The sequence below is a fragment of the Ligilactobacillus aviarius subsp. aviarius DSM 20655 genome (genome assembly GCF_001436315.1).
Taxonomy (GTDB): Bacteria; Bacillota; Bacilli; order Lactobacillales; family Lactobacillaceae; genus Ligilactobacillus; species Ligilactobacillus aviarius.
On record NZ_AYZA01000001.1, the window covers coordinates 1 to 24,341 of the forward strand.

25 protein-coding genes are annotated in these 24,341 nt (G+C 40.7%); 7 read left to right on the plus strand and 18 right to left on the minus strand.

Annotated elements, in window-relative coordinates:
* Positions 1-274 precede the first annotated feature (274 nt).
* Entirely contained in the window at positions 275-724 is a 450-nt protein-coding gene (locus FC33_RS00005; protein WP_057826583.1) for a GtrA family protein, read from the plus strand.
* Positions 725-775: 51 nt separating this feature from the next.
* On the opposite strand, the gene FC33_RS00010 is transcribed toward FC33_RS00005, so the two are convergent.
* The 4 genes from FC33_RS00010 to FC33_RS00025 form a co-directional block, all read right to left on the minus strand.
* Complete coding sequence (locus tag FC33_RS00010) at positions 776-1,363, minus strand: metal-dependent hydrolase (RefSeq protein ID WP_057826584.1); 588 nt, start codon at positions 1,361-1,363, stop codon at positions 776-778.
* A gap of 15 nt (positions 1,364-1,378) precedes the next feature.
* Positions 1,379-4,495 (minus strand): AAA family ATPase, encoded by a 3,117-nt coding sequence (locus FC33_RS00015; protein WP_057826585.1) that lies wholly within the window; start codon positions 4,493-4,495, stop codon positions 1,379-1,381.
* The gene (locus FC33_RS00020) at positions 4,495-5,622 is read right to left on the minus strand and encodes an exonuclease SbcCD subunit D (RefSeq protein WP_057826586.1); all 1,128 of its coding nucleotides are present in this window, start codon (positions 5,620-5,622) and stop codon (positions 4,495-4,497) included. The genes FC33_RS00015 and FC33_RS00020 overlap by 1 nt, the downstream gene beginning before the upstream one ends.
* Before the next feature lie 120 nt (positions 5,623-5,742).
* On the minus strand, positions 5,743-6,921 hold the full coding sequence (locus tag FC33_RS00025) for an acetate/propionate family kinase (RefSeq protein ID WP_057826587.1): 1,179 nt from the start codon (positions 6,919-6,921) through the stop codon (positions 5,743-5,745).
* Between the two features lie 340 nt (positions 6,922-7,261).
* Here FC33_RS00025 and apf (FC33_RS00030) point away from each other — a divergent pair, with 340 nt between their 5' ends.
* A complete protein-coding gene (apf, locus tag FC33_RS00030; protein ID WP_057826588.1) occupies positions 7,262-7,888 on the plus strand; it encodes an aggregation-promoting factor in 627 nt (208 codons plus the stop codon).
* Positions 7,889-8,142: 254 nt separating this feature from the next.
* Here apf (FC33_RS00030) and FC33_RS00035 read toward each other — a convergent pair whose 3' ends face one another.
* From FC33_RS00035 to FC33_RS00055, 5 genes are all read right to left on the minus strand, one after another.
* The gene (locus FC33_RS00035) at positions 8,143-8,382 is read right to left on the minus strand and encodes a cytochrome b5 domain-containing protein (RefSeq protein ID WP_057826589.1); all 240 of its coding nucleotides are present in this window, start codon (positions 8,380-8,382) and stop codon (positions 8,143-8,145) included.
* Positions 8,383-8,447: 65 nt separating this feature from the next.
* Entirely contained in the window at positions 8,448-8,930 is a 483-nt protein-coding gene (locus FC33_RS00040; RefSeq protein WP_057826590.1) for a nucleoside 2-deoxyribosyltransferase, read from the minus strand.
* A 31-nt stretch (positions 8,931-8,961) separates the two neighbouring features.
* Positions 8,962-9,141, minus strand: a complete 180-nt coding sequence (locus FC33_RS00045; protein WP_057826591.1) for a hypothetical protein — start codon at positions 9,139-9,141, stop codon at positions 8,962-8,964.
* A gap of 163 nt (positions 9,142-9,304) precedes the next feature.
* Positions 9,305-9,916, minus strand: coding sequence for an aggregation-promoting factor (apf, locus tag FC33_RS00050; protein WP_057826592.1), 612 nt, complete (start codon positions 9,914-9,916; stop codon positions 9,305-9,307).
* Positions 9,917-10,292: 376 nt separating this feature from the next.
* Positions 10,293-10,994, minus strand: a complete 702-nt coding sequence (locus tag FC33_RS00055; protein ID WP_162257599.1) for a TVP38/TMEM64 family protein — start codon at positions 10,992-10,994, stop codon at positions 10,293-10,295.
* Positions 10,995-11,142: 148 nt separating this feature from the next.
* Between FC33_RS00055 and FC33_RS00060 the strand changes: the two genes are divergently transcribed.
* The 5 genes from FC33_RS00060 to FC33_RS00080 all read left to right on the plus strand — a co-directional run bounded on the left by FC33_RS00060 (position 11,143) and on the right by FC33_RS00080 (position 15,454).
* Entirely contained in the window at positions 11,143-11,652 is a 510-nt protein-coding gene (locus FC33_RS00060; RefSeq protein ID WP_057826594.1) for a TetR/AcrR family transcriptional regulator, read from the plus strand.
* 2 nt (positions 11,653-11,654) lie between these two features.
* Complete coding sequence (locus FC33_RS00065; protein WP_057826595.1) at positions 11,655-12,713, plus strand: ABC transporter permease; 1,059 nt, start codon at positions 11,655-11,657, stop codon at positions 12,711-12,713.
* 17 nt (positions 12,714-12,730) lie between these two features.
* Positions 12,731-13,405, plus strand: a complete 675-nt coding sequence (locus FC33_RS00070) for an ABC transporter ATP-binding protein (RefSeq protein WP_057826596.1) — start codon at positions 12,731-12,733, stop codon at positions 13,403-13,405.
* A gap of 69 nt (positions 13,406-13,474) precedes the next feature.
* Positions 13,475-14,404, plus strand: a complete 930-nt coding sequence (locus FC33_RS00075) for a magnesium transporter CorA family protein (RefSeq protein WP_057826597.1) — start codon at positions 13,475-13,477, stop codon at positions 14,402-14,404.
* Between the two features lie 120 nt (positions 14,405-14,524).
* Positions 14,525-15,454: a CPBP family intramembrane glutamic endopeptidase gene (locus tag FC33_RS00080; RefSeq protein WP_057826598.1), complete on the plus strand. Its 930-nt coding sequence runs from the start codon at positions 14,525-14,527 to the stop codon at positions 15,452-15,454.
* Between the two features lie 56 nt (positions 15,455-15,510).
* Here FC33_RS00080 and guaB read toward each other — a convergent pair whose 3' ends face one another.
* The 9 genes from guaB to FC33_RS00120 all read right to left on the minus strand — a co-directional run bounded on the left by guaB (position 15,511) and on the right by FC33_RS00120 (position 24,250).
* A complete protein-coding gene (gene guaB, locus FC33_RS00085) occupies positions 15,511-16,998 on the minus strand; it encodes an IMP dehydrogenase (RefSeq protein ID WP_057826599.1) in 1,488 nt (495 codons plus the stop codon).
* 147 nt (positions 16,999-17,145) lie between these two features.
* Complete coding sequence (locus tag FC33_RS00090; RefSeq protein ID WP_057826600.1) at positions 17,146-17,928, minus strand: tyrosine-protein phosphatase; 783 nt, start codon at positions 17,926-17,928, stop codon at positions 17,146-17,148.
* Between the two features lie 67 nt (positions 17,929-17,995).
* The gene (locus FC33_RS00095) at positions 17,996-19,360 is read right to left on the minus strand and encodes a hemolysin family protein (RefSeq protein WP_057826601.1); all 1,365 of its coding nucleotides are present in this window, start codon (positions 19,358-19,360) and stop codon (positions 17,996-17,998) included.
* Positions 19,361-19,438: 78 nt separating this feature from the next.
* On the minus strand, positions 19,439-20,233 hold the full coding sequence (locus FC33_RS00100) for a tyrosine-protein phosphatase (RefSeq protein WP_057826602.1): 795 nt from the start codon (positions 20,231-20,233) through the stop codon (positions 19,439-19,441).
* A gap of 3 nt (positions 20,234-20,236) precedes the next feature.
* Complete coding sequence (locus FC33_RS00105; protein WP_057826603.1) at positions 20,237-20,707, minus strand: hypothetical protein; 471 nt, start codon at positions 20,705-20,707, stop codon at positions 20,237-20,239.
* Positions 20,697-21,518 carry a hypothetical protein gene (locus tag FC33_RS00110; protein ID WP_057826604.1) on the minus strand — a complete coding sequence of 274 codons (822 nt, stop codon included), beginning with the start codon at positions 21,516-21,518 and terminating at the stop codon, positions 20,697-20,699. Before FC33_RS00110 ends, FC33_RS00105 begins: the two co-directional genes overlap by 11 nt.
* Positions 21,519-21,584: 66 nt before the next feature.
* Positions 21,585-23,129 carry an ABC-F family ATP-binding cassette domain-containing protein gene (locus FC33_RS00115; RefSeq protein ID WP_057826605.1) on the minus strand — a complete coding sequence of 515 codons (1,545 nt, stop codon included), beginning with the start codon at positions 23,127-23,129 and terminating at the stop codon, positions 21,585-21,587.
* A gap of 167 nt (positions 23,130-23,296) precedes the next feature.
* Positions 23,297-23,437, minus strand: a complete 141-nt coding sequence (locus tag FC33_RS08395) for a hypothetical protein (RefSeq protein WP_164477234.1) — start codon at positions 23,435-23,437, stop codon at positions 23,297-23,299.
* Between the two features lie 66 nt (positions 23,438-23,503).
* The gene (locus tag FC33_RS00120; protein WP_146993460.1) at positions 23,504-24,250 is read right to left on the minus strand and encodes a TerC family protein; all 747 of its coding nucleotides are present in this window, start codon (positions 24,248-24,250) and stop codon (positions 23,504-23,506) included.
* Positions 24,251-24,341: the final 91 nt, after the last annotated feature.

The window sequence follows — 24,341 nt, forward strand, 5'->3', positions numbered from 1 at the left end:
ATGAATTGCCCTGCACATTTGTGTGTCGAAACATTGTTCAGTTTTCAAAGATCTACTTTTTATTTAATTAGCTATCAAACTGACAGCTTTTATATAATACCAAATTGAAAACTTGGTGTCAATCACTTTTTTCAAGTGACTTGCCAAATCAACAACAGTTATTACTATACAGGTATCCCCTTTATCCGTCAAGATTTTTTTAAACAAAATTGACTCTTTTTTTTAAGTTTTTTATACTTATTTGATGTATTCCAAATTAAAAGAGGATCAGCAAATGAAATCAGAAGAAAAAAATACCAAAGTTTTTGACAGCACCATCATCAAATTTATTATCGTTGGGGTTGTTAACACTGTTGTTGGTTGGGTCGCAATGTTCTTATCACTGTGGCTTTTAACTAAGATGGGAGCAAACCATACAATTAGTTATTGGATTCCTTCGGGGGTCAACATTGTCGTTGGAAGTATCGTTAGTTACATTTTGAATAAACACTTTACCTTCCAAAGCAATACAACTGGGAAAGAAGATATTGGTAAGTTTATCATTAATATCTTGGTTTGTTATGTCGTTGCATACGGCATCGCCCAGCCAATTGCAAAATTGATTTTCAAACATGCTGGAGTAATGGTTCTTAAAATTATTTCATTACTCTCAGGTTCAATTTTATTTACAATTATCAATTACTTTGGCCAACGTTTCTGGGTATTTAAGGAAGACGAAAAGTAATTTAAGTCCAAATAAAATGGAGTCGAATCACTTTGATCCGGCTCCATTTTTTTATTTGATAATCGTCAGCAGTGCATGTTGAAGCGCCGCAAATTTGGCCTGAACGACTGTTAACCATTGACAATGGATCATCTGGCCTAGTGTTCCAAGCCATAAAAGACGAAACTCAATCAAAAGTAAACACAAAGTGAATCCTAAAACGAGGTGTTCACCAATTCCTCCCGTTGTGTAGTAAATCAACTTTGGTCGTTTCCGTTTCTTTTTGTATGGCCATAACCAATGAATTCCTTCCTTCGAGAAAGAATCTTCAATTAAATGCATTAAGTACCCTATCAGCAACCAAAAAGTCACATTTTGACCCGACGCTGATAAATAGTGAAATTGAATAACGGTTCCTAACACAAAGACAATTACTGCTCCTAAGAGTGAATGGGTCCCGCCACGATGACCAAGTGTCTTATTGGTAATTCCACTGGCAATTTTATTCCTTTTTCCCAAAAATGAACTTGGATGATCAATGTCTGGAAGGAGACTTCCAATTCCAAGGGCACACCCATTTAGGAAGCTTACTTCACCTGAAGCCGCCATCAACGGGAGACCAACCGCTAATGTTAGCGTAACGTGTGTACGATATTTCATTTCTCTTCCTCAAAATTATCCTTCATGCCGATATTTCAAATGACTTTGACCCTCATGCGCAATCACGTTGATCTGATCTGGAATTTGAGCATGGAGTTCCCTTACATGGCTGATAATTCCGATCATTCGATTCTTGCCTTCTAACGTTCGCAAAGTCTCCATTGCAGTTGCAAGGGCATCCTCATCAAGGGAACCGAAGCCTTCATCAATAAATAACGTATCGATTTCAGTTCCGCCGTTTTGCCGTTGAATTACCTCACCTAACGCCAACGCTAGGGCTAAAGCGGCAATAAAGCTTTCGCCACCCGACAATGTGTGCACACTCCGAGTCTGACCGGCTTCGTCATCATAGACATCGATTCCCAATCCGGTTTGCCGGGCAGTATTGCGTTCCGCATTTTGTTGCAAGACAAATGAATACCGGCCATCGGTGATTTTTTCCAAAATTTGGGTTGCAACCTCAAGAACCTCTTTAAAGTACTCGCGCAAAACAAAACGCTCAAGTCCAAGCTTATTTTCGCTTGTTCCTCCGCTTACGATCTGTGAAAGTTCCGCAACCTCATCAAGATGCTGTTGTTGCTTTTGATAAGCATCCCACATTTTTGATGCTTGGTGCTTGATTTGCTTCAATGATTGCAACTGGGCATTTTGTTCACCCCATTTAATCTGCATTCCGCGCAATTTATTTTCCAGATCATCAACCTGGATTTGAAGTTGATCAATCTTTGGCAACTCTTGTTTTCCGATCACTTCATTGAGTTTTGCCAACTGATCAGCATTTGACCGCACTTTTTGCCGGTATTCATCCACTTCCGTCCGTAGCGGCGGTAACCGGTGTAAAGTGCTGATCAAATTCCGAAGTTGGGGTTCCGTTTCATTTTGTTTTTGTAATTCGGCTTCCAAATCATGTTCAGTTTGATTCAATTCATGGCTCAATTCGTGCAACCGTTCAATCAGTTGTTTACTTTGAGTCTGAAATACAATGTGCTGTTCTTTAACTTGTTGCATCTCGTTTGCGTTTGCCGTTTGAGCAGTCGTAAATTTTTCAATTTGAGTTTGCCACTGCTTCAATTGGTTTTCTAATTCAGCCTTTGTCTTAAATTCAGCAGGAAGTAATTTCTGTTGGGTCTTAACTTGAGCATCCAGTTCTGCCGCTTTGCGTTCAGCTGTTACTTTTAGCTGTTGCATTTTATCAAATTGATTTTGCAACTCCGTTTGTTGCTGTGAAAGGGCCGTACTTTGGGCCGTTAACTGGCTTTGGCGCGTCTTGGTTTCATCATATCCCTGTTTTCGGGTTTGAAAATCGCGTTCCCGTTTTTGACGCCAATCACTAATTTCACCAAATGATAAGTCCGTTTGATTTTCCTGATTCAGCTTTTGCAGTTCGTCATTCAAAGCCTGTTGGGCAGCTTGTACCTGCTGCTGGAATTCGCTTTGTTGCTCCTCCAGTTGAGATAATTTTTGTGCAGCTTGGGTATATTTAGCTTGTGCTTGCCGAACATCTGCTTCTTTAATCGCCTGCATTTCAACCGGAACTTCAATTTCAGCCGGGTGCGGGTGCTCCGTTGAACCGCAAATTGGGCAAGCCTTTCCCGGCGTTAGCTGCTTGACATAGAAATTGATCTGGTTTTGAGCAAAGTAATTTTGCAGTTCATTTGCCCGATCAGAAAGAACTGCAACTGCCTTTCGTTGACTAGCAACGGCTTGATCCATCGCCGCCAACTTTTGCGCACTCGTCGTTTTATCGCGGTTAAGCTGTTCAAGCCGTTCAAGGTGGTGATCAAGCTGATTAAGCTGTAACTTTCGCTGATTCAAATCATCGTTTAAATTCGTTAAATCACCAATTTGTTGTAACTGGGCTTGGTTAGCTTTCAATTGCCGCTCTTTTTCAGCCAGATTTTCTTTAAGTGAAGCTGTTTTTTGCGTTACCTGTTCTAACTGATGCTGAGCATCCTGCAAACTTTGCTGGGCCGCCTGGACTTCGGTGTACAAATCCAATTTAGGTTTCAGTCGTTGCATGTTCGTCGTTAGTTTCGCAATTTCAGGAGCTTGTTTTTCAAGTTCATCATAAACCTTTTGCTGCTGATGTTGTTCTTCCTTTAAGCGGTCCAAGTCCTTTTCAGCATCTTTAATTCGCTGATCAACATCTGTGACTGCTGTTCGTTGCTGACTAACTTTCATTATTAAAGCTCGCTGTGATTGGGCCCATTCAAGCAGGGTAATTTCTTGTCCCTTTTGCTTAATTTCTTCATTCTGCTGTTCAAGCATCATTCGTTCTTGTTCCAGCTGGTGACGCTCATCAAACGCTTTTTTCAACTGCTTAGCATTATCAAGCTGCTTCCGTGATTGTTGCAGTTTTTCATTATCGTGATCTAAAATTTTCCTTTGATCCGTTACAAATTGCTGATTACGGGCGATTTTTTCATCAACAACCGCAAACCAGTCCTGATTCGTGCGCACTGCTTTTCGCTCATCATCCGTTAAAATTACGTTTTGCTTTAAAACTTCCAGATTTGCTCGTTGCTGCTCTGCTTGTTTGCTTAGTTCGCGAACTTCAGTTTTAATTTGTTCCGTCCATTTTTCAAAAATTTCAGTCCCAAAAACTTGTCGTAAAACATTTTCCTTATCCGCACTATCAGCAGCCAGAAACTTTCGAAACTGTTGCTGCGGTAACAAGACGATTTGGGTAAACTGTTTTGCGTTCAAATGAAGTAAGTCTTCAATGAAACTTTTAATATCCGATGTCTTTGTCAGTGTCTCCTCTTCGCCATTGACACCATCGTACTTCAATGATTGCTTGGCCTGGTGACTCGACGTTCCGCCCTTCGCATTTACATAATCATACTTGGGCTCGCGGGTAACTGTATATTCTTTTCCTTGGTGTTCGAATTTTAATTGAACAACCGTTTTTTCACGCACTTGCGCAAAGGATGAACGCATCTGCTGCGGCGTCCGCTCGTTACCTGAAGTTTCGCCGAAAAGCGCATAGCAAATTCCATCAAAAATCGTTGTTTTTCCGCTCCCGGTTTTCCCGCTGATCAGAAATAACGGTACGTTTTCAAACTGGGTAAAATCAACCGTTTCATTCCGGTAAGGCCCAAAATTCTGCATTGTTAACTTTAATGGTCGCACTAATTAACGCTCCTTTCGGCTTTAGCTAATTCTTCCTTCGCAAATTTTTGCTGAACTGATGAAAGTTTATCTCCGGTCGCCTCATGATAAAAGGTCTCTAACATTTCGAGCGGGCTCAGTTTTTTTATCTTCCGGCCGCTTTCTTGCGTGATTGCATTCCGGCCATTTTGCCTTTGAAAACTAATGATCCGCGGATAAAACTCACGCAACCGGTTCATTACATTCGGAATAATTTCCTTATCTGTCAACCGAATTGCCACAAACTGATCATCGTCAACTTGACGGTAAAATTCAGGACTCGTCAACGTCTTGAAGCTCTCCTGCAAAACCACAATATCATTTTTAGGCGTTAACGGGACCCAATTAGCCATTTCATCCTTTTGGTCCGTATCAACGATCCAAACACCTTTTTCATCCTGCGCTTCGCTTACCGAAAACTTGACCGGTGAACCGCTATATTTCATTCGCGGATGGTGCAACGCATTTTTACTATGTAAATGTCCCAGCGCAACATAATCAAAATCTTCCATTAAATCAGGGGCAACGGCATCGAGCCCACCAACTTCGACTTGGGTTTCTGAATCACAATGACTGCTTCCAGCGGCAAAAAAATGGGCCACTAAAACATGCTTCTTATCACTTTCAAACCGTTCTTTCATTTGGTTGAAAATCAACTTCATCGCATCGTTCAAGTTATAGATCTCGACGTCTTTAAAATAGTTGCGCGCAGCCGGGAGTTCAAAATACGGTAACAAGAAAAACTGCGTATCGCCAATAACTACCGGAGTAAAAGCGTCCTTTAATTTTGTATTCATATAAAAATCGGTTGCCTTGAACCAGTCGCTCCCTGTATTAAGCCGAACGGCAGAATCATGGTTTCCATTAATTGCTAACACTGGCAAATGATCCTTCAAATTTAATTGAATCAACATTTGATCCAACAGGCGGACCGCGTCTTCACTCGGAACTGACCGATCATATAAATCACCTGCAATTACAACGGCATCAACCTTTTCCCGCAGTGCGATCTGTTCGATTTGTTCAAACGCATCCCGCTGATTATCAAAAAGCGAAAAATCATGTAGCTTCTTTCCAATATGCCAATCTGCTGTATGTAAAAATTTCATCATTCCACCTCTATTCACGTTTCACTCAATCAAACATTTGTTCTCATTTTATCATATTGGACAAGTTGAAAGAAAGAAGGTGCGATGAAGTTCTTTAACTCCATCACACCTTCTTCTGAATTAAATTTCTTTTTTAATTTGACGAACCATTTGTAATTCTTCGTTCGTTGGAATCAACATTGTTTTGATTTGCGCGTCTTTTGGCGAAATTATTCCTTCCTGATTTGCCTGATTTAATTTTTCATCGACTTCGATGCCAAGAACTCGTAGTTGTTTTAACAATGCCAACCGCAAATCAACTTGGTGTTCACCGATCCCGCCAGCGAGCACTAACGCGTCAATGCCGCCAAGTTCAGCAAAATATGCGCCCACATACTTTACAACCCGGTTAATAAAAATTTCACGGGCAAGGCTGGCTTGGTGGTCGCCCTTTTTCCAGGCAGCTTCAATGTCCCGCATATCAGAACTTGATTCTGAAATTCCTAATAACCCAGATTGATCATTCAGCAACGTCATTACTTCTTCAGCTGTCATGTCTTCTTTTTCCATTAAAAATGGGACGATTGCTGGATCTACATCACCAGCCCGGGTTCCCATCGTTAAGCCCGTCAACGGGGTAAAGCCCATCGAACTGTCAAATGCTTTGCCATCTTTAATTGCGGCTACCGATGCGCCGCTTCCTAAATGTAATGTAATAATCTTCAATTCATTCAATGGGCGGTTAAGCAACTCAGCTGTCCGTTCTGCCAAGTAACTGTGACTGATTCCGTGTTCGCCGTACCGTTGGATCTGGTACTTTTGAGTTAACTCATACGGTAAACTGTAAATGGCATTTGATTCCGGCATGTCCGTAAAGAAAATACTGTCAAACACCGCGTACTGGTCAACATTTGGCAAAATCTTTTGCATCAATTCAACGTACCGGGCTTCATGCGGATTATGCAATGGCGCAAAGTCTTTTAAATCCTTAATTGCTTGCAAGACTTCCGGCGTAATCAACGTTGCCTTCTTAAACTTTTGTCCGCCGGCAACGACCCGGTGACCAACAATTTGAATTTCATTTAATGAAGCAATTTTAAATTCTTCAATTTTATTTAAAATCATCCGAACTGCATCTTCATATTCCAAATTGGGTTCCTGTGATTGCTTTTTCTCACCATTAAACTTGGTCGTAACTAATGCTTGCGGTGTATTGATCCGTTCAACTTCACCTTCGCCCGCAACCTTTTCACTTTCAATTTCAAAGACCTTCCATTTAACTGACGAACTGCCAGCATTTAAAAGTAAAACTTTATCCATTGCTTTTTCCTCCGTAATTCTCTGTTACTTTTTGTAAATTATACCAGGATTTTGTTATATTCGATTCGGTTTCATTGTAAAATTCATATTAAATTCAGATTTTTTCACAAAAAAACAGTTTAATTTCGATTTTTTATTCAAAACTAGTTTGTTCATTTAACAACGTTTTTCCGACCTTTGTTACAAAATTTCAGTTTTTTGTAACAATAAGTAATACTCTTGCTACAACGCTGTGATATTTACCGCTTATACTAGACACTGTTAAATCGTTGTGGAACGATTTTGATATGAAAGTTAGTAAGAATATATACAGATAATTTTTATAGGAGTGAATATATTTATGAAGATGAAAAAGGTTTTAGTTTCAGCTGCTGCATTAACAGGTACAATTGCTGGTGCTACAGTAGTTGCAAATGCTGACACAGTTACAGTTAAGGCTGGTGACACTGTTTCAGAACTTGCCCAAAAGTACAACACAACTGTTAATACAATCCAACAACTTAACAACCTTAGCAATCCGAACTTAATCTTTGTTGGCCAACAATTAAAGGTTAACAACGATAACAACGGCCAAGCTGTTGCACAACAAAACACAAACAACAACGCACAAACTGCTCAACAACAAGCAACTTCACAAAATACACAGGCTCAAGCTTCAACACAACAAGCTGCTCAACAATCAGCTTCACAAAACACACAAGCTCAAGCTTCAAACAACAGCAATTACAACTCAAGCGTTTCAGGTAGCGACGCTGCTGCTAAGGATTGGATCGCACAACACGAATCAAGCAACAACTACAACGCACGGAACGGCCAATACATTGGTAAGTATCAATTAAGTGCTAGCTACTTGAACGGTGACTACTCACCAGCCAACCAAGAACGCGTTGCTGATCAATACGTTGCTCAACGTTACGGTTCATGGACAAACGCTCAACGCTTCTGGGAAGCAAATGGTTGGTACTAAGATTTAGTTCAACACGAATTTTACAAAGTCGGCTTTTATAGCCGGCTTTTTTATTAAAAAACATATAGTAAAAGAGAAGAGGTTGCAACTTGTGTCACAACCTCTTTGCTATATCCACATAATCGGGTTCCAAAACAAACGAGCTACGACGCGAAGCTAGTGAAGGACATAAACCTCCGAATCTATGCTGCGCGATTCGTTCGTTTCTCTGCTTCCACCACGCTCGTTTTTTAACGTTTTGTCACACCTTCTTATTAATCAACTAACTTTCCAACCAACGGCAACTTAGCTAATACCTTATCACCATGCGGCGACTTGTTTAACAGTGCATCCGTTACATCGGTTCCTGCCAGATTTCCGTGGTGTTCGCCACCAGTCCATGCTGGTGAATCAGTAACATCGTAAACTTTTCCATTTACTGCAACATAAGCCGGGTTACCATTTTGACCATTGTACTTTGCTAAATCCGCCCGTTTAATTTCTTTTTCTGCCATAATTAACACCTCTCAGTTATAACAATACCAAACTTGAATCAAATGAGATATTAATATGCTTACTCTTAGTAGACCCCGCCTTGGTAAGTTCCACTGACAACATGACGGAAATCAAACGTTGCCAATTCTGACATTCGAATGATCCGGCTGACACCAACCGCAATCATTAAATTCAACGGTTCATCGGCGTCATCTGGAATAACTAACACGGTTTGTTTGCCCGATGCCCGAAGGTAACCTAATTCATAAGCAACCCCGTCATCAATTTGAGCCGGATTGTACAACATGATTCCTAAATCGGCGCCCATCATTCCTTCAATATCTGAAACATAAGTCCGATTTTGCCATTCAATATCATGAACAAGTTCCGGGTGTTCGTTAACATCCATTCCTTTGTATTGATGATCAAGCGGAAAATGTGAAAACTCACGTGAAACGGTCGGGTTCGCTTCAATTGCTTTCAACCCTGCATCTAACTGTTCGCGTTGTTCAGGTGTAAACCAACTGCATGCAATATATGCCTTAACTGGACCAGGTTCAACTGTCATAATTCTTCTCCATTCTTTCTTTCGTTGTCATTTACCGAAGTAAATATTTTACAAATAAATAAATGCCACCACCAAAAATGATGATGCCAATCGTCATAATCATTCCACGTGAAAAAGTAGCCGCTCGGTCCCGAACTCCCAACGCATTATAAATCATTAAAAAGCCGACTACGATCAGCAATAAGACTATTAAAATAATTGAAAGTCGCATCTCGTTCACCTACTTATTCTCGTATATTCTTATCTTATCCTAGATTAAACCCGTTTGCCATAAAAAGATAACGCAAAAAAGGTAAAGCAAACCAAGCCGCCTAAAATCAAGGAAACTTTGCTTACTTTACCCTTTAACTATTAATCGATTCTAAATTATGATTTTAGTACCAGCCGCATTCTTGCCAGTGTTTTTGAGCATTGACCCATGAGCCGTAACGGCTTGTAACGTATTGGTTAGCAACTTCATCTTGGTGGGCTGGTGAGTAATCGCCGCCTAAGTAGCTTGCGCTTAATTGGTATGCCCCAACATATTGACCGTTCCGAGCATTGTAATTTCCGCCTGATTCACGAGCAACGATCCATGCCTTCGCAGCTGCATCACTGCTTGAAAGGTTTGATGATGCTGAAGAATTTGAGCTGTTATTTGCTGTTGCTTGAGTTGATTGTGAACTTTGAGCAGCAGGTTGAGCATTTTGATTTTGCGTTGCTTGATTATTTGAAGCTGCAGGTTGTTGTGCTGCTTGAGGTTGACTATTTACTTGATTATTTTGAGCTGCATTGACTTGAAGTTGTTCTCCAACATAAATCAAGTTAACATCGGCTAAATGATTAAGTTGTTGGATCGATGAAACCGTTGTGTTATATTCGGTTGCAATTTTTGAAAGAGTATCGCCACTTTTTACCGTCACTGTATCAGCGTTTGCGGCTACGGCACTTACAGTTATCAAGCCGAATGCTGCTGCAATTGTCAATAAAAACTTTTTGATTCTCATAAATAAAATTCACTCCTATAAAAAATTCTGTTTTCATTCTGACACGTTGTTTTCCCTTAACAACACCGTTTAGTATACGGGGTGAATATAACAGGCAAATAGCAGGATAATTACTATTTACCGCTTTTATGTAATATTTATCTTCAGGATGTAACTTAAAGTAATAAACTCTAACAAAATAAATTTATTTGCCAATAAGAATTCCCTTACTCACGGCGTTCGTTCATTTTCGCTCTTTTATGACAAAATCACCTTCATTGAACAGTAATTCCCGTTAAATTTTCACAAATAATTTTTTCTAACAAAGAAAAAACCAGCAAAACAGTGAAATTTCACCATTTTGCTGGTTCTAAATCGTTGGTTTGTAATTTGAATGTTACATTTCCGTTTTCTTTTGATGATGCTGTTCAAACTGACGGTATACCTTAAAGAGGATTACAAAAATCAGAAGAATTAAGACAATTGCGATAATGATCCGAAGCGTACTTCCGCGGAAGACTGCATCCCCGCCAAAGGCATACAGTAATGACATCGGCAACGTTCCAATCGCGATGCAAATGATCAATCGGCCAATCCCCATCTTAAGCTTGACCGCCATATAACTCGTAAAACTTGATGGAATCATTGGCAGTGCATATCCCAAAATAATTGCCAGTGCCGGATCTTTAAACCGTTTAAATGATGCCATTTGATTCTTGAAACGTTGCGAATGCTTAATGAAATTAAAGTGCGCTAAAAGATAAACGACCAGTAAATTTCCTAAAACGTAGCCACCAAGATTCATTAAGATTCCCATCCACGGGCCATAAAGAACTCCGTTGAAGATACAGACAACCGCAACCGGTGCTCCCGGAATTGCAGTCAAAATCGCAGTCAAAATAATTAGTAAACATGCATCCTTGATCCCATGATGCCGAAAAGCCTGCTTTAAATACATGCGATCATTTTGCGGATTAAAGAACTGATGAATTTGCGGGTAATAATCCCGCAGTAACAGCCCAATTACTCCGACCGCTAAGATAATTCCTAATGTAACTGTACTATATAGTAAGATTTTTCTTCGTGTTTCCTTTTTCATCGTCAATTCCTTGCTAATCATCTTTACTTCTATCTTATCATTTAACAATTCGAAAAAACACCGAAACAAAACATTGACACTGTGTCACCGTTAGCATATAATTTAAATATCATCAGTGACACAGTGTCACCAAAAGGAGCTGATTAGTTTGCCTAAACAGACATTTTTAAAACTAAATGCCGAAAAAAAGAAACGCGTTGAAAATGCGCTTTTAAATGAATTTGCACATTATCCATTAAACGAGGCCCAAGTTGCTCGAATCATCAAAGACGCTTCAATTTCACGGGGAGCCTTTTATAAGTATTTTGATGATCTGACCGATGCATACCAATATCTTCTTCACCAGGAGCTTGGTCACGTTCACGTTGACCTTGAAAATCAGGATTACACTGATCCGCAACTTATAATCCGCCAAATGCGCCGGTTTATTGATGAGGCTCATACTCTTCCAAGCTATTCGTTATTTCAAATGCACTTTAAATATAATGAAAATTTACTGCGGCCATTTATCCCGACAACTGAGATGAAGACCACTACTTGGATGTACTTCATTTTAAGCCACGAAACTTTACGCTCACTCTTTCTTGATCCCGCTAATCAAGAATTTTATTTCAACCGGTTTAAAACCGCAATTGCTCAAATAGGAAAGGAACAGTAATTATGTTTTTAGCACTTAAAGAAATCAAACATGAAAAACTTCGTTACGGCCTGGTGATTTCAATGGTCGTTCTCATTAGTTACTTAATCTTTATTTTGACAAGTTTAGCCCAAGGATTAGGAAGTCAAAACACCGCCGCGATCGACACGTGGAACATTAAACAGGTTGTTTTGAATAAAGATTCTGACATCAATATGCGGCAATCTTTCTTAACGACCCAACAGGTTGACCAGCTTCACCAAGGCAAAAATGATGCTGTCATTGGCCAAGCCGCCGTGGTTGCTAAACACTCCGACCTGCCGCAAATCAGCGCAACCTTTATTGGAATCAAACCAACCCAATTTATTTATAAAGATATGAAGGTCATTAAGGGCCATAAACCATTAACCGACCGCCAATTAGTTGTTGATTCATCGTTTGAAACTAAAAGATACAAACTTGGTCAATGGATCAAGTTGAACTCCCTTAACCAAAAATATCAAATTGTTGGGTTTGTCAAAAATGCAAAGATCAACATTTCACCAATTGCATATGGTCGGTTATCTGCATGGAAAACCATCAGTAACTTGAATCCCAATTTGGCTGCAAATGCCCTTGTTACTCGAAGCAAGCACTACAAAGTTACTGACAACAACTTGAAAGCATACTCGGTATCTACCTTTATCAATAATCTTCCCGGCTACACTGCTCAAAACATGACCTTTGAATTTATGATTGGATTCTTGATGGTCATCTCATTGATCGTCATTGCGATCTTCCTTTACATCATCACCAATCAAAAACTTCCAAACTATGCTGTTTTGAGAGCCCAAGGCGTGCCTGCCAAAACACTGGTTATCAGTACGATCATGCAATCGTTGATTTTAGTTGTCAGCGGAATTTTAATTGGCGCTCTTCTGACATGGCTCACCAGTTTAGTCATTCCTGCAGCTGTCCCAATGACATTTAACGTTCCCGTTTTAAGTGCGGTTGCTGCTGGATTAGTCTTAACTTCGATCATCGGTGCAATTTTACCGGTCCGGACAATTATGAAAATCGATCCTGTAAAGGTTATCGGCTAAGAAAGGAGTTTTATAAGATGACTGCATTAACTTTAAATCACGTTAATAAAACATTTGGAAAAGGGATTGCAAAGGTTGAAGCCCTCAAAGATGTTAATTTTAGTGCTGACCAAGGAGAAATGACCTTAATTCTTGGACCATCAGGATCCGGCAAAAGTACGTTTTTAACGATTGCCGGAAGTTTGCAAACCCCAACTGACGGCGAAGTTTTGATCAACGGCGATGATCTTCGGCATCTTTCTGCCAAGAAACGCGAACAGCTCCGTCTTAATCACTTAGGGTTCGTTCTTCAGTCATACAACCTTGTCCCATACTTAACAGTTAAAGAACAGTTTAAACTCGTTGATAAGGTTAAAAAGAGCGGCAACCTTTCAGCAAGTCAACTTGATGACCTGCTGAAACTGTTAGGAATCGACCAGCTTGTCAATAAATACCCCGATCAGCTTTCAGGCGGTCAAAATCAACGGGTCGCAATTGCCCGCGCGCTATATCCGAATCCCGAAATTATTTTGGCAGATGAACCAACGGCGGCTTTAGATTCCGCTCATGTTGAAGAAGTTGGCAAGTTATTTGCACAGCTTGCCCATACCCAAAATAAAGCGGTCGTTGTTGTCACCCACGATTTACGCCTAAAAGACTACGCCGACAAAATTTTCAACATTACAGACGGGGTAATTTCACAAGAAAAATAGCTTTGTCGTTTCCCTTTGATTTTGATAAAATGAATAAGAATTTAATTTTTATCAAAGAGGTGAATCTCGGTGATCAAACAGGAAAAACTTTCAGAATTAACCCAAACCGATTTTAAATGGTTTGACGTTGTCGACATTGATGAAGCTGATATTCGCGAGCTTAAAAAATCATTTAAACTTACTCCCGAGATCACTTCATATGTATCTGACCTGAACGAACGGCCGCACTATGACTATGATGAACACACTGATAGTCATCTTCTCGTATACGACGTTCCTCTTTGGCCGACAGCTGAGATCAATCATTTTACGACCCGGCCAATTGTTTTTCTGATTCATGAAAAGACTGTTTTTTCATTCCATACTCACCGAACAAACTATGTTTTTGAGCAGTTTGAAGGCAGCGAGATGCACCAACGGCTCCAAAATGTTCATGACATCACCGAGTTTGTAATGCTGTTTCTCTTTCATTCGACCCAGTATTTTCAACGGGCATTGACCCAGATCAATACTGATCGCAATCAACTTGACCGCGAACTAAATAATGAAATTGCGAACCGCGATCTTCGCGAACTAGCTCAAATCGAAAAAAGTCTAGTTTACCTTTCAAGCAGTATCAGTACAAACCTGATGATGCTGCAAGATCTAGGGAAAACGCCGCTGGCCCGGTTACTGACACCCGCAGCCTTTGAGCGGCTCGATGATATTTTGATCGAATCCAAGCAGTCTTCCCAAATGGTTAAAATTTCAAGCGAAGTTACCGAAATGCTTTCAAAAACTTCAAATAATATTTTGAATAATAACCTGAACGATACAATGAAGTTTTTAACTGTTTGGTCGTTACTGCTGACGATTCCAACCATTATCACCGGCTTCTTCGGCATGAATGTCAACCTCCCCCTTACCAACAATCACTGGGCCTGGTTGATCATTATTGTCCTGAATGTCGGCTTTATGATCTGGCTTTTTATCTACATGAAGAAACACCATTTTATTTAACAAAATACGAACTATTCCAATTAATGAATTTTAATCTCACGGAATGGTCCGTATTTTTTTACTATTCAAAATGGTTCCAATCAGGTATAATTAACTCACCGAAAGGGAAGGAGAAAAATTATGAACACACAAACAACCACTCAACCCCTTGTAAAAGCCGTTAAGCGTGTTGCTTGGGGAACAATTATTTTTTTAGTCGCCCTGAACGTGATTGACTTGCTCATTTCGCTCGGAATTGTAATCATCCAGGGAAATCCAAATCTGATCGAAGGTCTGAAAACCGTTTCATCAACCAATGGCTGGGCATATATGATTGCCGGCATTATTGGCGTCGGTCTCGTTTTAACTAAAACAAATCAAACTGAGCGCCACCAAATTTTTACCGCCCGCAAAACGGTGATCACCTGGCAAGCAATTATTGGAATCATCCTTATGCTTTTTGTTTTTCAACTCGGCGCAGAGTTTTTTGGAACCATCGTTGAAGCTGGATTGAAGCCTTTTGGTTTTTCAGCCCTTGCCGAGATGCAAAATGCAAGTCAAACTGGGATTCGCTCGGTTAGTATGATGGTTTATAGCGGAATTTGCGCTCCATTATTCGAAGAAATCGTCTTTCGCGGATTCGTTTTCCGCAAACTGCAACCATTTGGTATTAAGTTTGCTTTAATCATCTCATCACTGCTCTTTGCATGTGCCCACGGAAACTTGACCCAAAGTCCGTTTGCATTTGCGACCGGAATGCTTCTTGGATTAGTTGCATACCATTATGGATTAAAATGGGCAATCATTACTCATGTTATTAACAACCTTGGATTAAGTATTGGTCTCCAATTACTTTCCCAAAAAATTACGTGGATTTCTTTCTTAACCATTGGCTTAGCTATCATCGGTCTGATGGGACTCATTTTAATCGGCATGCGGCCCTTAATTAATTGGTGGCGGCAAAATCGGATCCAAGATCACTTTTTAACAATTACTTTGCGCCAATTACCGATTTTAATTATTTTAATTTATGGAGTTGCGCTTGCACTGGGTGGAATTCAGCATCGATAAAAAAATGGAACTGCAAAAGTTTGCAGTTCCATTTTTCAATTCTAATACTTTCAGTTTTAATCCCGAGAGTAATTAGGAGCTTCTTTTGTAATTTGAACATCGTGCGGGTGTGATTCCCGTAATCCAGCTCCTGTAATTTGAACAAATTGGGCTTCTTCCCGCAAAGTCTTCAAATCAGGGGCGCCGCAGTAGCCCATGCCGGCCCGTAAACCACCGTCCATTTGATAAAGAACGCTTGAAACAGGGCCTTTATAAGCAACTTGTCCTTCAATTCCTTCTGGAACAAGCTTATTAGCTTCATTTACACCGCTTTGGAAGTAACGGTCAGATGAGCCGTGAGTTGAGTCCATGGCACCTAAACTTCCCATTCCACGGTATGCTTTGTACCGCCGACCTTGATAGAAGACTGTTTCACCAGGAGCTTCTTCCGTTCCAGCAAGCATTGAGCCAAGCATTACGGCATTGCCGCCGGCTGCGATTGCCTTAACAATATCGCCAGAATACTTGATTCCCCCGTCAGCAATGATCGGTTTGCCGTATTCACGGGCAACACTTGCAGCGTCATAAACCGCTGTTAATTGAGGAACCCCAACTCCGGCAACGATCCGGGTCGTACAAATTGAGCCTGGCCCGATACCAACTTTAACAACATCAACTCCGGCATCATACAACGCTTTCGTTGCTTCTGCGGTTGCAACGTTGCCGGCAATCAATGTTGCATGCGGGAAGTGTTCCCGGATTTCTTTGATCTTCCGTAATACGCCGGCTGAATGGCCGTGGGCAGTATCGATTACTAATGCATCCGCGCCGGCTTCAAGTAATGCAGCCGCCCGTTCAAAGGTGTCGCTTGTAACCCCCACAGCAGCAGCAACTAACAACCGGCCCTTATCATCCTTTGCGGCATTTGGAAATTCAACGACTTTTTCCAAATCACGTAACGTGATCAATCCAGATAAGCTGCCTTGTCCATCAACCAATGGAAGTTTTTCGATCTTGTTCTTTTTGAGAATCTTCCGGGCTTCATCAAGGGAGGTTCCTTCCTTCGCTGTAACCAAATCTTCCTTGATCATTACATCGTCCAATTTTTGATCATGGTTCTGAATAAAACGGATATCCCGGTTAGTGATAATTCCGCATAACTTCCGGTCATCCCGGCTGTTAACAACTGGAACACTACTAATGTGGTTTTCATGCATTAACTTTTCAGCTTCTGCCACGGTATTGTCCCGGGTTAAGAAATCTGGATCGTTAATGATCCCATTTTCAGACCGCTTTACCTTCCGGACTTCTTCGGCTTGGCGTTCAATCGCCATGTTTTTGTGAATAACGCCCAAACCGCCTTCACGCGCCATCGCAATTGCCATTTCAGATTCCGTTACCGTGTCCATTCCGGCACTGATGATTGGAATATTCAAATGCAAGTTATCTGCCAAATCGACGCTTAAATCAACTTCATTCGGCAAAACATGGCTTTCTGCCGGAATCAGCAAAACATCATCAAATGTAAAGCCCTTTTTTGAAAACTTTGTATCCCAGTTAGACATAAGTTGTTCCTCCATAAGTTTATTTATTGTTTTATAGATTACACAAAATCCGTATAAATTTCAAGTGATTATTCCAATTAATTGTGAATTACGAATAATTATTCTTTAACACATTCCAAAAATAGGTTTAAATTGTAACATTTTAATTTATTCCAAATAAATCGCCCGCAGTTTTTCAAGTTTTGCCGGAGTCAATCCTAAATATTTTCCGAAATATTCATCCATCGATGAAGCGACGGTTTTACATGTTCGTTCCAATATCTTAAAGTTTTCCGAACTGACAGCTAAATTTGAATTTAATTTATCCGCAAGTGCATTCCGAGCGTCATTTGTCACCAAATGATTGATTTCGGTTGCTGATGCGCCTTCAAAAAACAAATTCGTTAACAAATAGTCCTTTAAAATTTCCGCTGGCTTAACTTGCAACGCGCTCAAAATCAAAAAGGCTGCCACTCCAGTCCGATCTTTCCCTGCCGAACAGTGAAACACCAAGCTTTGATCCGGCTTATCATTTGCCAGCAACAGCTCAAACATTCGCTGGTATGCCATCCGTGCATGCTGATCGACAAGCATTTGAACATAGCTTTGATCAGCGTAGTCTTGATCATCGATTTTCATCTTCATGTAGTTGACGATCCCTAGGTTTTTAAATAACGGTTTGCTGAACGGATAAACCGGTAAATTAACATACGCTGCCTTTTCAGGATACCGGTCCGCATAGTATTCCGTTTCAGCCGGCGAACGAAAATCAACATCGATTCGCAACCCGTAATCGGTCAAGAATTGAAGGTCATCGTCCGTTAAATCGGTCATATTTCCCGAACGCAAAATCTTGTGCCACTTAACATGCTTTCCGCTGATCGTTGAGTAACCTCCTAGTTCGCGGAAATTGACTCCACCTTTTAAATCAAGCATCCGTTGATGTTCCATCTTAATTCCTCCTTAACGCTAGATACAGCAAGAGGCTGCGACAATTGTCACAACCTCTCTTTTTCGCTTATGGATTTGGGGTTCCCTGCTCATCTTCAGCAGAATCATCATCCTGACTGGTCAACGGCGTAACCTTCATCCAATCAATATAATTCCGTTTGAAATCCGTAACCTCGATTTCAACGTTTCCAATTTGAATCTTTGACCCAAGTTTAACCTTGTAATTTTCAAGCAAATAGCCCGCTAAGGTTACACTATCTGCTTCTTGAAATTCCTTATCCTTAAACTTAAAGAACCGTTCAAAATCATACAGGGTCGTTTTTCCCGACACCTTATACGTTCCGTCATTATTTGGAACAATATCATCGGAAGAAACGTCATCGGCTTCGTCCTTAACCGTTCCGAAAAGCTCTTCGTAAATATCCCGGTCGGTTACGATTCCGCTTGTTCCACCGTATTCATCCAAAATAACCACTAACGGAACATGCTTCTTAATCATTTGTTGCAATAACTTTTGAATTGGGGTCATTTCAGGAGCAGTAATGACCGTCCGCATTACCCGTGAAACCCGAACAGTATCGTCAACTTGCGCCTGGCGGATCATATCATAAATGTAAACGTAGCCTAAAATGTTATCCTTATCGTTATTGGCAACGACGGGGTAACGTGAAAACTTGGTTTGCAAATATTTATTGATCACGTCACGCACCGTATCAGTTACGTCAACGACTTCGAGACTTGTCCGATCGACCATCACGTCCTTGGCAACCTTGTCGTTAAATTCAAAGGCCCGTTCCATGTAAACATAGTCTTCCCGGTCAATTGCTCCGCTATCAACGGAGTTTTTCGAAACGTTCAAAATTTCATTTTGCGACATGACATCTTCTTCTTCGCCTGCCGGTTTTAATCCAAGCGCCTTCACAATTCCTGAAGCTGACTTGTTAAGCAACCATACAAACGGATAGAAAATCACGTGGAAGTAGTGTAACGGCCGCACAATGAACATCATCATCTTCATTGGCATGTCGATACTGATGTTTTTCGGGACGATTTCCGTTAAAACCACTTCAAGGTAAGTCAAAATTACGACCCCTAAAACTGCACTGACAGCCACGATTGTCGCGTGATTGATTGGCAGCCTGCCAAAGGTCTTAATTAAAATTTGCGACAGGGTATCGGCCCCGATCCAGCCTAAAATGATTCCGGTCGTTGAAACCCCAACCTGGGTCGTTGACAGATACTCATTCATATTTGAAACCATTTGCAATGCAAGTTTTAGTTTCTTCTTGTTACCCGTTCCTTCTTCCAATGCACTTTCAATTGCACTTTTCCGAACGGACACGATTGCAAATTCTGCTGCCACAAAGAATGCAGCAAAGTAAAATACGATCACTACAATAATCAAATTGATTATCGCCTGACCACTTGACATTTAGTCATTCCCCATTTCTGAAAATAATTAAATTTCATTTCATATTAAAATCATACCACCTTTTACGGTGTTTGTAGACTACTGCCCGTTATCTGTGAGATAAATTTTCTTTAAATCGCGCTGTTGTTGCGGGGTAACCTTCAATACCTGCTCAACATAATTGCGGACATTGCCAGCTTCTGCGCGAATGACGTTCAGGGCTGTATCCAAATACTCATCATAAACATGGGTCAAAGCTTCAATATTTTTCAAGAAAGCTGGTCCCAGTTCATGATAAAGTTTCTGTTTATTTTGCTGATTCAATGCTAAATGCTTGTTTGATGAAAGGTAGTCCTCACGAATGATTTCATCAGGAACCCCTAAAACAGTCATCAAATAAACGGCGCCCATTCCAGTCCGGTCTTTTCCTGCCGTACAGTGGAAAAGAACTGCTTCACCGTCAGCTGAATTAGCCAATAACTCATCGAAAAACACCCGGTAAGCGTGTTGCGCACTTGGAGCAAGGACAATATCCTTATATGAATTCAACATATCGTGATAGCCAGCTTCAGGATCTTCCTTAAATGCTCGCTTTCGCATTTGATTCTTGGCCGTACTATTCGTTTCATCAGCTGGAAAAACCGAGTCATTAACGTACTTCGCCATTGAAGGAACTTTATCCGGATATTCGTCCTGCTCGCTTGGCGAGCGGAAATCAACGTCGACCCGGACCCCATATTCATTCAGATAATTCAAGTCATCAACCGAAAGCGGGTTAAGCATCCCTGAACGAACGGCTTTATGCATTTTGATTGCCTTTCCGTCAGTTGTCGGATACCCGCCAATATCGCGAAAATTAAATCCGTTTTTAACTTTTAATAAATGCTGTTCCATCTTTTAATCCTTCTTTTCCTTCGCTGCTGCCAAATTATTTTGAATTTGCTCTAAGCCAGCATGAACCTTAGTGATCATTTGCTGGGCAAATTCCATCGGTGCATTATCTAACGCTTCAATTGAACCTAACTGAGCGATATGGAACTTCGATGCATTCAGATCCGGAGCTTCCATGATCAGTTCAACCTGTACCGGGACTTCCGCAGCTGAACTTTCAAAAAAGTTATCGACCCGGTTGATATTCGCAAACGGCAAATTGATAATGCCGCTTTCTAACCGAACTGAAACGGCTTCTTCAAAATCCGTGATCACCAAAATCTGCTGCCCCAGTTTTCCCTGAGCAACCGTGGTTTGAAAATCCGAAAGAAGCTGTTTTAATGCCCCGTCAATATCATTAACGGGCGCTTCCATTTCACTGCTGATAAAGTCACCGTCAACGATGCGGTCAATAAAATCTTGTACCTTAATTTTCATTGTGATGATCCTTTTCTTTATTCTTGTGATTGAATTTTGCTTGCGTTTCAAGATACTTGTAGTGATTCTTCAATTCGACGTATGGATTCCCCTTATCACTTCGACTTTGGATCACTAACATTGTTTTGGCTGGAATATTCTTTTCAAGCCATTCAGCGTCTGAAGTTGTCAGCCAAATTGCCCCGTTGGTTTGAGCAACATGTTTATGTTTAAAGCTCTTTCCTAAGCATTTAACGGCTTCCTTATCGACTTTTCCGTTCTTATCAGTTGGAACAGCTTGAAGCATTGATTGAACACCGTATGGATCACCAGGGTTTGAATATGAGATCCAGGCTGCATAACTGCGGGCTGACGGGGCATCATAATAATTCGTTCCCCGCGTTTTTTTGATCTTAAAAATTCCCAGCGGAGTCTTTTGCCGGTTATCCATTGTTTGATAGTTCGGGTTCCCATAGGCATACATTGTATAGATCGTAAACGGACCTTGGTGAACATACAACCGTTGCTTAGCCAGTGAGAATGAAAGCCATACCCGATTCAATTTCGAATAGTGCCGGTACTTGGCAATTTCAGGGTACGGTAATGTTTCACTTGGTTTATTCCATTCAACCGGTTTGCGCAAATGTTCCCGTTGCTTTTTCATCATTCGGGCATTAATTTTAGCATCATGTTCATCGCGCTTCTTTTCCTTTGCTAATTTAACCGCCCGAATTCCTTCTTCGTGCTTAATATAAATGTATGAACCGACTGTTCCGGCAACCAAGACGATTGCGACCAACCAAGCCAGCCAACTACTTTTTTTCTTTTCCATTTTTCTGCCTCTCGCTTAGTTCTTTCTTTTTATAAATATACGTAAACGCGCTTAAAAATTCAAATTTTATTTAGTTTTCCGCAAGGCTTCGACGTCAATGATCCGGTCGACCCACCCACGATAAAATGAAGCTTCGTGAGTTACCAAAATCACATTGCCCGGATAACTGATCAAAGCTTGCCGCAATGCATCCTTCGTTTCATCATCCAAATGATTTGTTGGTTCATCAAGGATCAAGAAATTAGTTGGATGAAGTTCCAAAATACATAATTTGACCTTCGTTTGTTCCCCACCGCTAAGCAGATTCAACGATTGCATTGCATTTGCTGCATTAATTCCAGCCCGGGCAAGCTTTTGGCGAATGGTCTTAGGTTCCAACAGCGGATCGATATTTTGAATCGTTTGAAGCGGGGTTTGAGTGGCGTCATCCCATACTAAATCCTGGTTAAAATATCCAATTTTAACCGCGTCGCCGAAATTTGCGGTTCCTTCAAACACTGGAATTTTACCCAGGATCGACTTGATCAAGGTTGATTTTCCAACCCCATTGAATCCCTTCAAAACGATCTTTTCCCCATGCGTCATTGAAAAGGTAATCGGTGCGAGTAACGGCTTGTCATACCCGACAACAAGATTTTTAACCGTCAAGGTATTTGCCGATAAAATTTCTTCAATTGGGAAATTAAAATGAGCACGCAGATTATCACTCGGTGGGGTGATCCGTTTCATCTTGGCCAATCGTTTTTCACGCGATTTTGCCATTGACGCCCGGGTTCCTGCCTTATTTTTCCGAATATAGGCTTCATCTTTTTCAATTTGACGTTGCTGTTTTTCAAACGCCTTTCGCTGAACTTCCTTTTTAATCTCTTTTTGCTTGATTGCCGCCTTAAAACTTCCGGTATACTTTGTAATTTTCCCCCATGAAACATCAATAATCGCGTTGGTGACCCGTTCTAGAAAATCATAATCATGGGAAATCACCATAAATGCTCCTTGAAAATCATTCAAAAAGCCGATCAGCCATTCAATATGCTCAGTGTCAAGGTAATTGGTCGGTTCATCCAGCAAAAGCACATCGGGACTTTCTAACAGCAACTTTGCTAAAATAATTTTGGAGCGTTGTCCGCCTGAACAGTCACTGACCCGGCGATCTTTTCCCAGCGCATCAATTCCTAATCCTTGCATTACCTGATCAATTCGGGAATCGATTCCATAAAAGTCATGTGCTTCTAATGTTTGCTGGTTCCGGCCCGCGCGTTCTAACAGCCGTTCATCCATTGTTTCAGCATACTTTGCATAATCTTGCTGAATTTGGTTTTCAATTTCATAAAGGTTTTTAAAAGCACTTTTCAAAAAAGAAATAATCGTTAGATCATGTGCCGATTCAGCGTACTGATCCAAGTAACCGATTTTAATTCCTTTTTGCCATCTAATTTGACCTTCATCAGGAAAAAGCTGCTTGGTAATCAACTTGATTAACGTTGATTTTCCGGCTCCATTTTGACCGATCACGCCTAAATGATCTTCTTTATTCAAACTGAATTCAGCATCCGTATATAATTGCTTTTCAGCAAAGCTCATTGAAAGGTGGCTAACTTCTAAAATTCCCATTTCTCAACTTCATATCACTTTAGATAAAAAAACACCACATGTTCCGCCTACGCGATCCATGTGGAGCTTCTGCGTATTCAATTAATTGAAACTCGGATCTGCTGCAAAACTCCTCGAGAAAGTTTCACATCAGTTGAGCCCCACGTGCATCATGCCCGTAAGCTCAATTACTTGTTTGCTTTGTCAGCTTCATCGCGTTCCTTCAAGAAATCTAAAACAGCTTCGTGTTGTTTACGACGCTTCTTGATGTTCTTGTGGTTTACAGGACGACGATCGTTAGCTGCACCAATGTGTGTGTTTTGTGACATGAAGTTACCCTCCCTTCTGACATTAACAACCACTTATTTTATCGAAAATTTTCAAAAAATTCAAGTTTACTTTGAAGATGACGCATGCCGTTTTCGAACTTGGTGAACAATTAAGGTAATGACCACCGCGATCAAGACAATGATTCCAAAAACAGCCGCCGGAATTTCAATATCGATTGCTGGAATTGAAATAAATAATTTAACAGCGATCAATGCAATCAACGCATATGCCATGACCTCAAGTTCCGGAATTTTTTTCATCAGTTGCATGATCACTTCAGCAATTCCCCGCATACATAAAATTCCGATCATGCCCCCAATTAGAACGATCACCGGATTCGGTGAAATTGCCAACGAGGCTAAAATGGAATCGACCGAAAAGACAATGTCCATTAATTCAATTGATACAACGACTGACCAGAAAAGCGGTAATATCCGCTTCCGCTTCTTTGATTGGTGCTGGTCAGAATGCGGATGCGCCATTTTCCAAAAGTGATCGATCGACAGGTAAAGCAAATATCCTGCTCCAATCACTTTGATCCACCAAAACTTGATCAAAAAGGTCCCAACGCCGATTAAAAGAAACCGGAAGAGATATGCTCCCCATAAACCATAAAACAAGGACTTTTCTTGTTCTTTTTTGGTCGGAAGTTTTTGCGTTTGCGCCGCAAGCACGATCGCATTATCAACCGATAATAAACACTCGATCAAAACAAGCGAAAGAATAATCAACCAGTCGCTTCCTGATTCAATAACAGTTTTCCAATTATTCAAATCAAAGAACGGACCATATAACGTTTGTAAAAAATGTATCAATTAAAATCTCCTTTAATTATCATTGTATAAGGAAAATATCACATTTTAGTTTTAATTTCAAAGGCTGGCAGGTACTTCTTAAAAGAAG

Bases quoted from the DNA above. Each gene is read 5' to 3' on its own strand.
- apf (WP_057826588.1), top strand. From the start codon at position 7,262: ATGAAGATGAAAAAGGTTTTAGTTTCAGCTGCTGCATTAACAGGTACA.
- FC33_RS00080 (WP_057826598.1), top strand. From the start codon at position 14,525: ATGAACACACAAACAACCACTCAACCCCTTGTAAAAGCCGTTAAGCGT.
- FC33_RS00095 (WP_057826601.1), bottom strand. From the start codon at position 19,360: ATGTCAAGTGGTCAGGCGATAATCAATTTGATTATTGTAGTGATCGTA.
- FC33_RS08395 (WP_164477234.1), bottom strand. From the start codon at position 23,437: ATGTCACAAAACACACACATTGGTGCAGCTAACGATCGTCGTCCTGTA.
- guaB (WP_057826599.1), bottom strand. From the start codon at position 16,998: ATGTCTAACTGGGATACAAAGTTTTCAAAAAAGGGCTTTACATTTGAT.
- FC33_RS00010 (WP_057826584.1), bottom strand. From the start codon at position 1,363: ATGAAATATCGTACACACGTTACGCTAACATTAGCGGTTGGTCTCCCG.
- FC33_RS00040 (WP_057826590.1), bottom strand. From the start codon at position 8,930: ATGACAGTTGAACCTGGTCCAGTTAAGGCATATATTGCATGCAGTTGG.
- FC33_RS00035 (WP_057826589.1), bottom strand. From the start codon at position 8,382: ATGGCAGAAAAAGAAATTAAACGGGCGGATTTAGCAAAGTACAATGGT.
- FC33_RS00100 (WP_057826602.1), bottom strand. From the start codon at position 20,233: ATGGAACAGCATTTATTAAAAGTTAAAAACGGATTTAATTTTCGCGAT.
- FC33_RS00020 (WP_057826586.1), bottom strand. From the start codon at position 5,622: ATGAAATTTTTACATACAGCAGATTGGCATATTGGAAAGAAGCTACAT.
- apf (WP_057826592.1), bottom strand. From the start codon at position 9,916: ATGAGAATCAAAAAGTTTTTATTGACAATTGCAGCAGCATTCGGCTTG.
- FC33_RS00005 (WP_057826583.1), top strand. From the start codon at position 275: ATGAAATCAGAAGAAAAAAATACCAAAGTTTTTGACAGCACCATCATC.
- FC33_RS00045 (WP_057826591.1), bottom strand. From the start codon at position 9,141: ATGCGACTTTCAATTATTTTAATAGTCTTATTGCTGATCGTAGTCGGC.
- FC33_RS00070 (WP_057826596.1), top strand. From the start codon at position 12,731: ATGACTGCATTAACTTTAAATCACGTTAATAAAACATTTGGAAAAGGG.
- FC33_RS00065 (WP_057826595.1), top strand. From the start codon at position 11,655: ATGTTTTTAGCACTTAAAGAAATCAAACATGAAAAACTTCGTTACGGC.
- FC33_RS00025 (WP_057826587.1), bottom strand. From the start codon at position 6,921: ATGGATAAAGTTTTACTTTTAAATGCTGGCAGTTCGTCAGTTAAATGG.
- FC33_RS00110 (WP_057826604.1), bottom strand. From the start codon at position 21,518: ATGGAAAAGAAAAAAAGTAGTTGGCTGGCTTGGTTGGTCGCAATCGTC.
- FC33_RS00115 (WP_057826605.1), bottom strand. From the start codon at position 23,129: ATGGGAATTTTAGAAGTTAGCCACCTTTCAATGAGCTTTGCTGAAAAG.
- FC33_RS00055 (WP_162257599.1), bottom strand. From the start codon at position 10,994: ATGAAAAAGGAAACACGAAGAAAAATCTTACTATATAGTACAGTTACA.
- FC33_RS00090 (WP_057826600.1), bottom strand. From the start codon at position 17,928: ATGGAACATCAACGGATGCTTGATTTAAAAGGTGGAGTCAATTTCCGC.
- FC33_RS00105 (WP_057826603.1), bottom strand. From the start codon at position 20,707: ATGAAAATTAAGGTACAAGATTTTATTGACCGCATCGTTGACGGTGAC.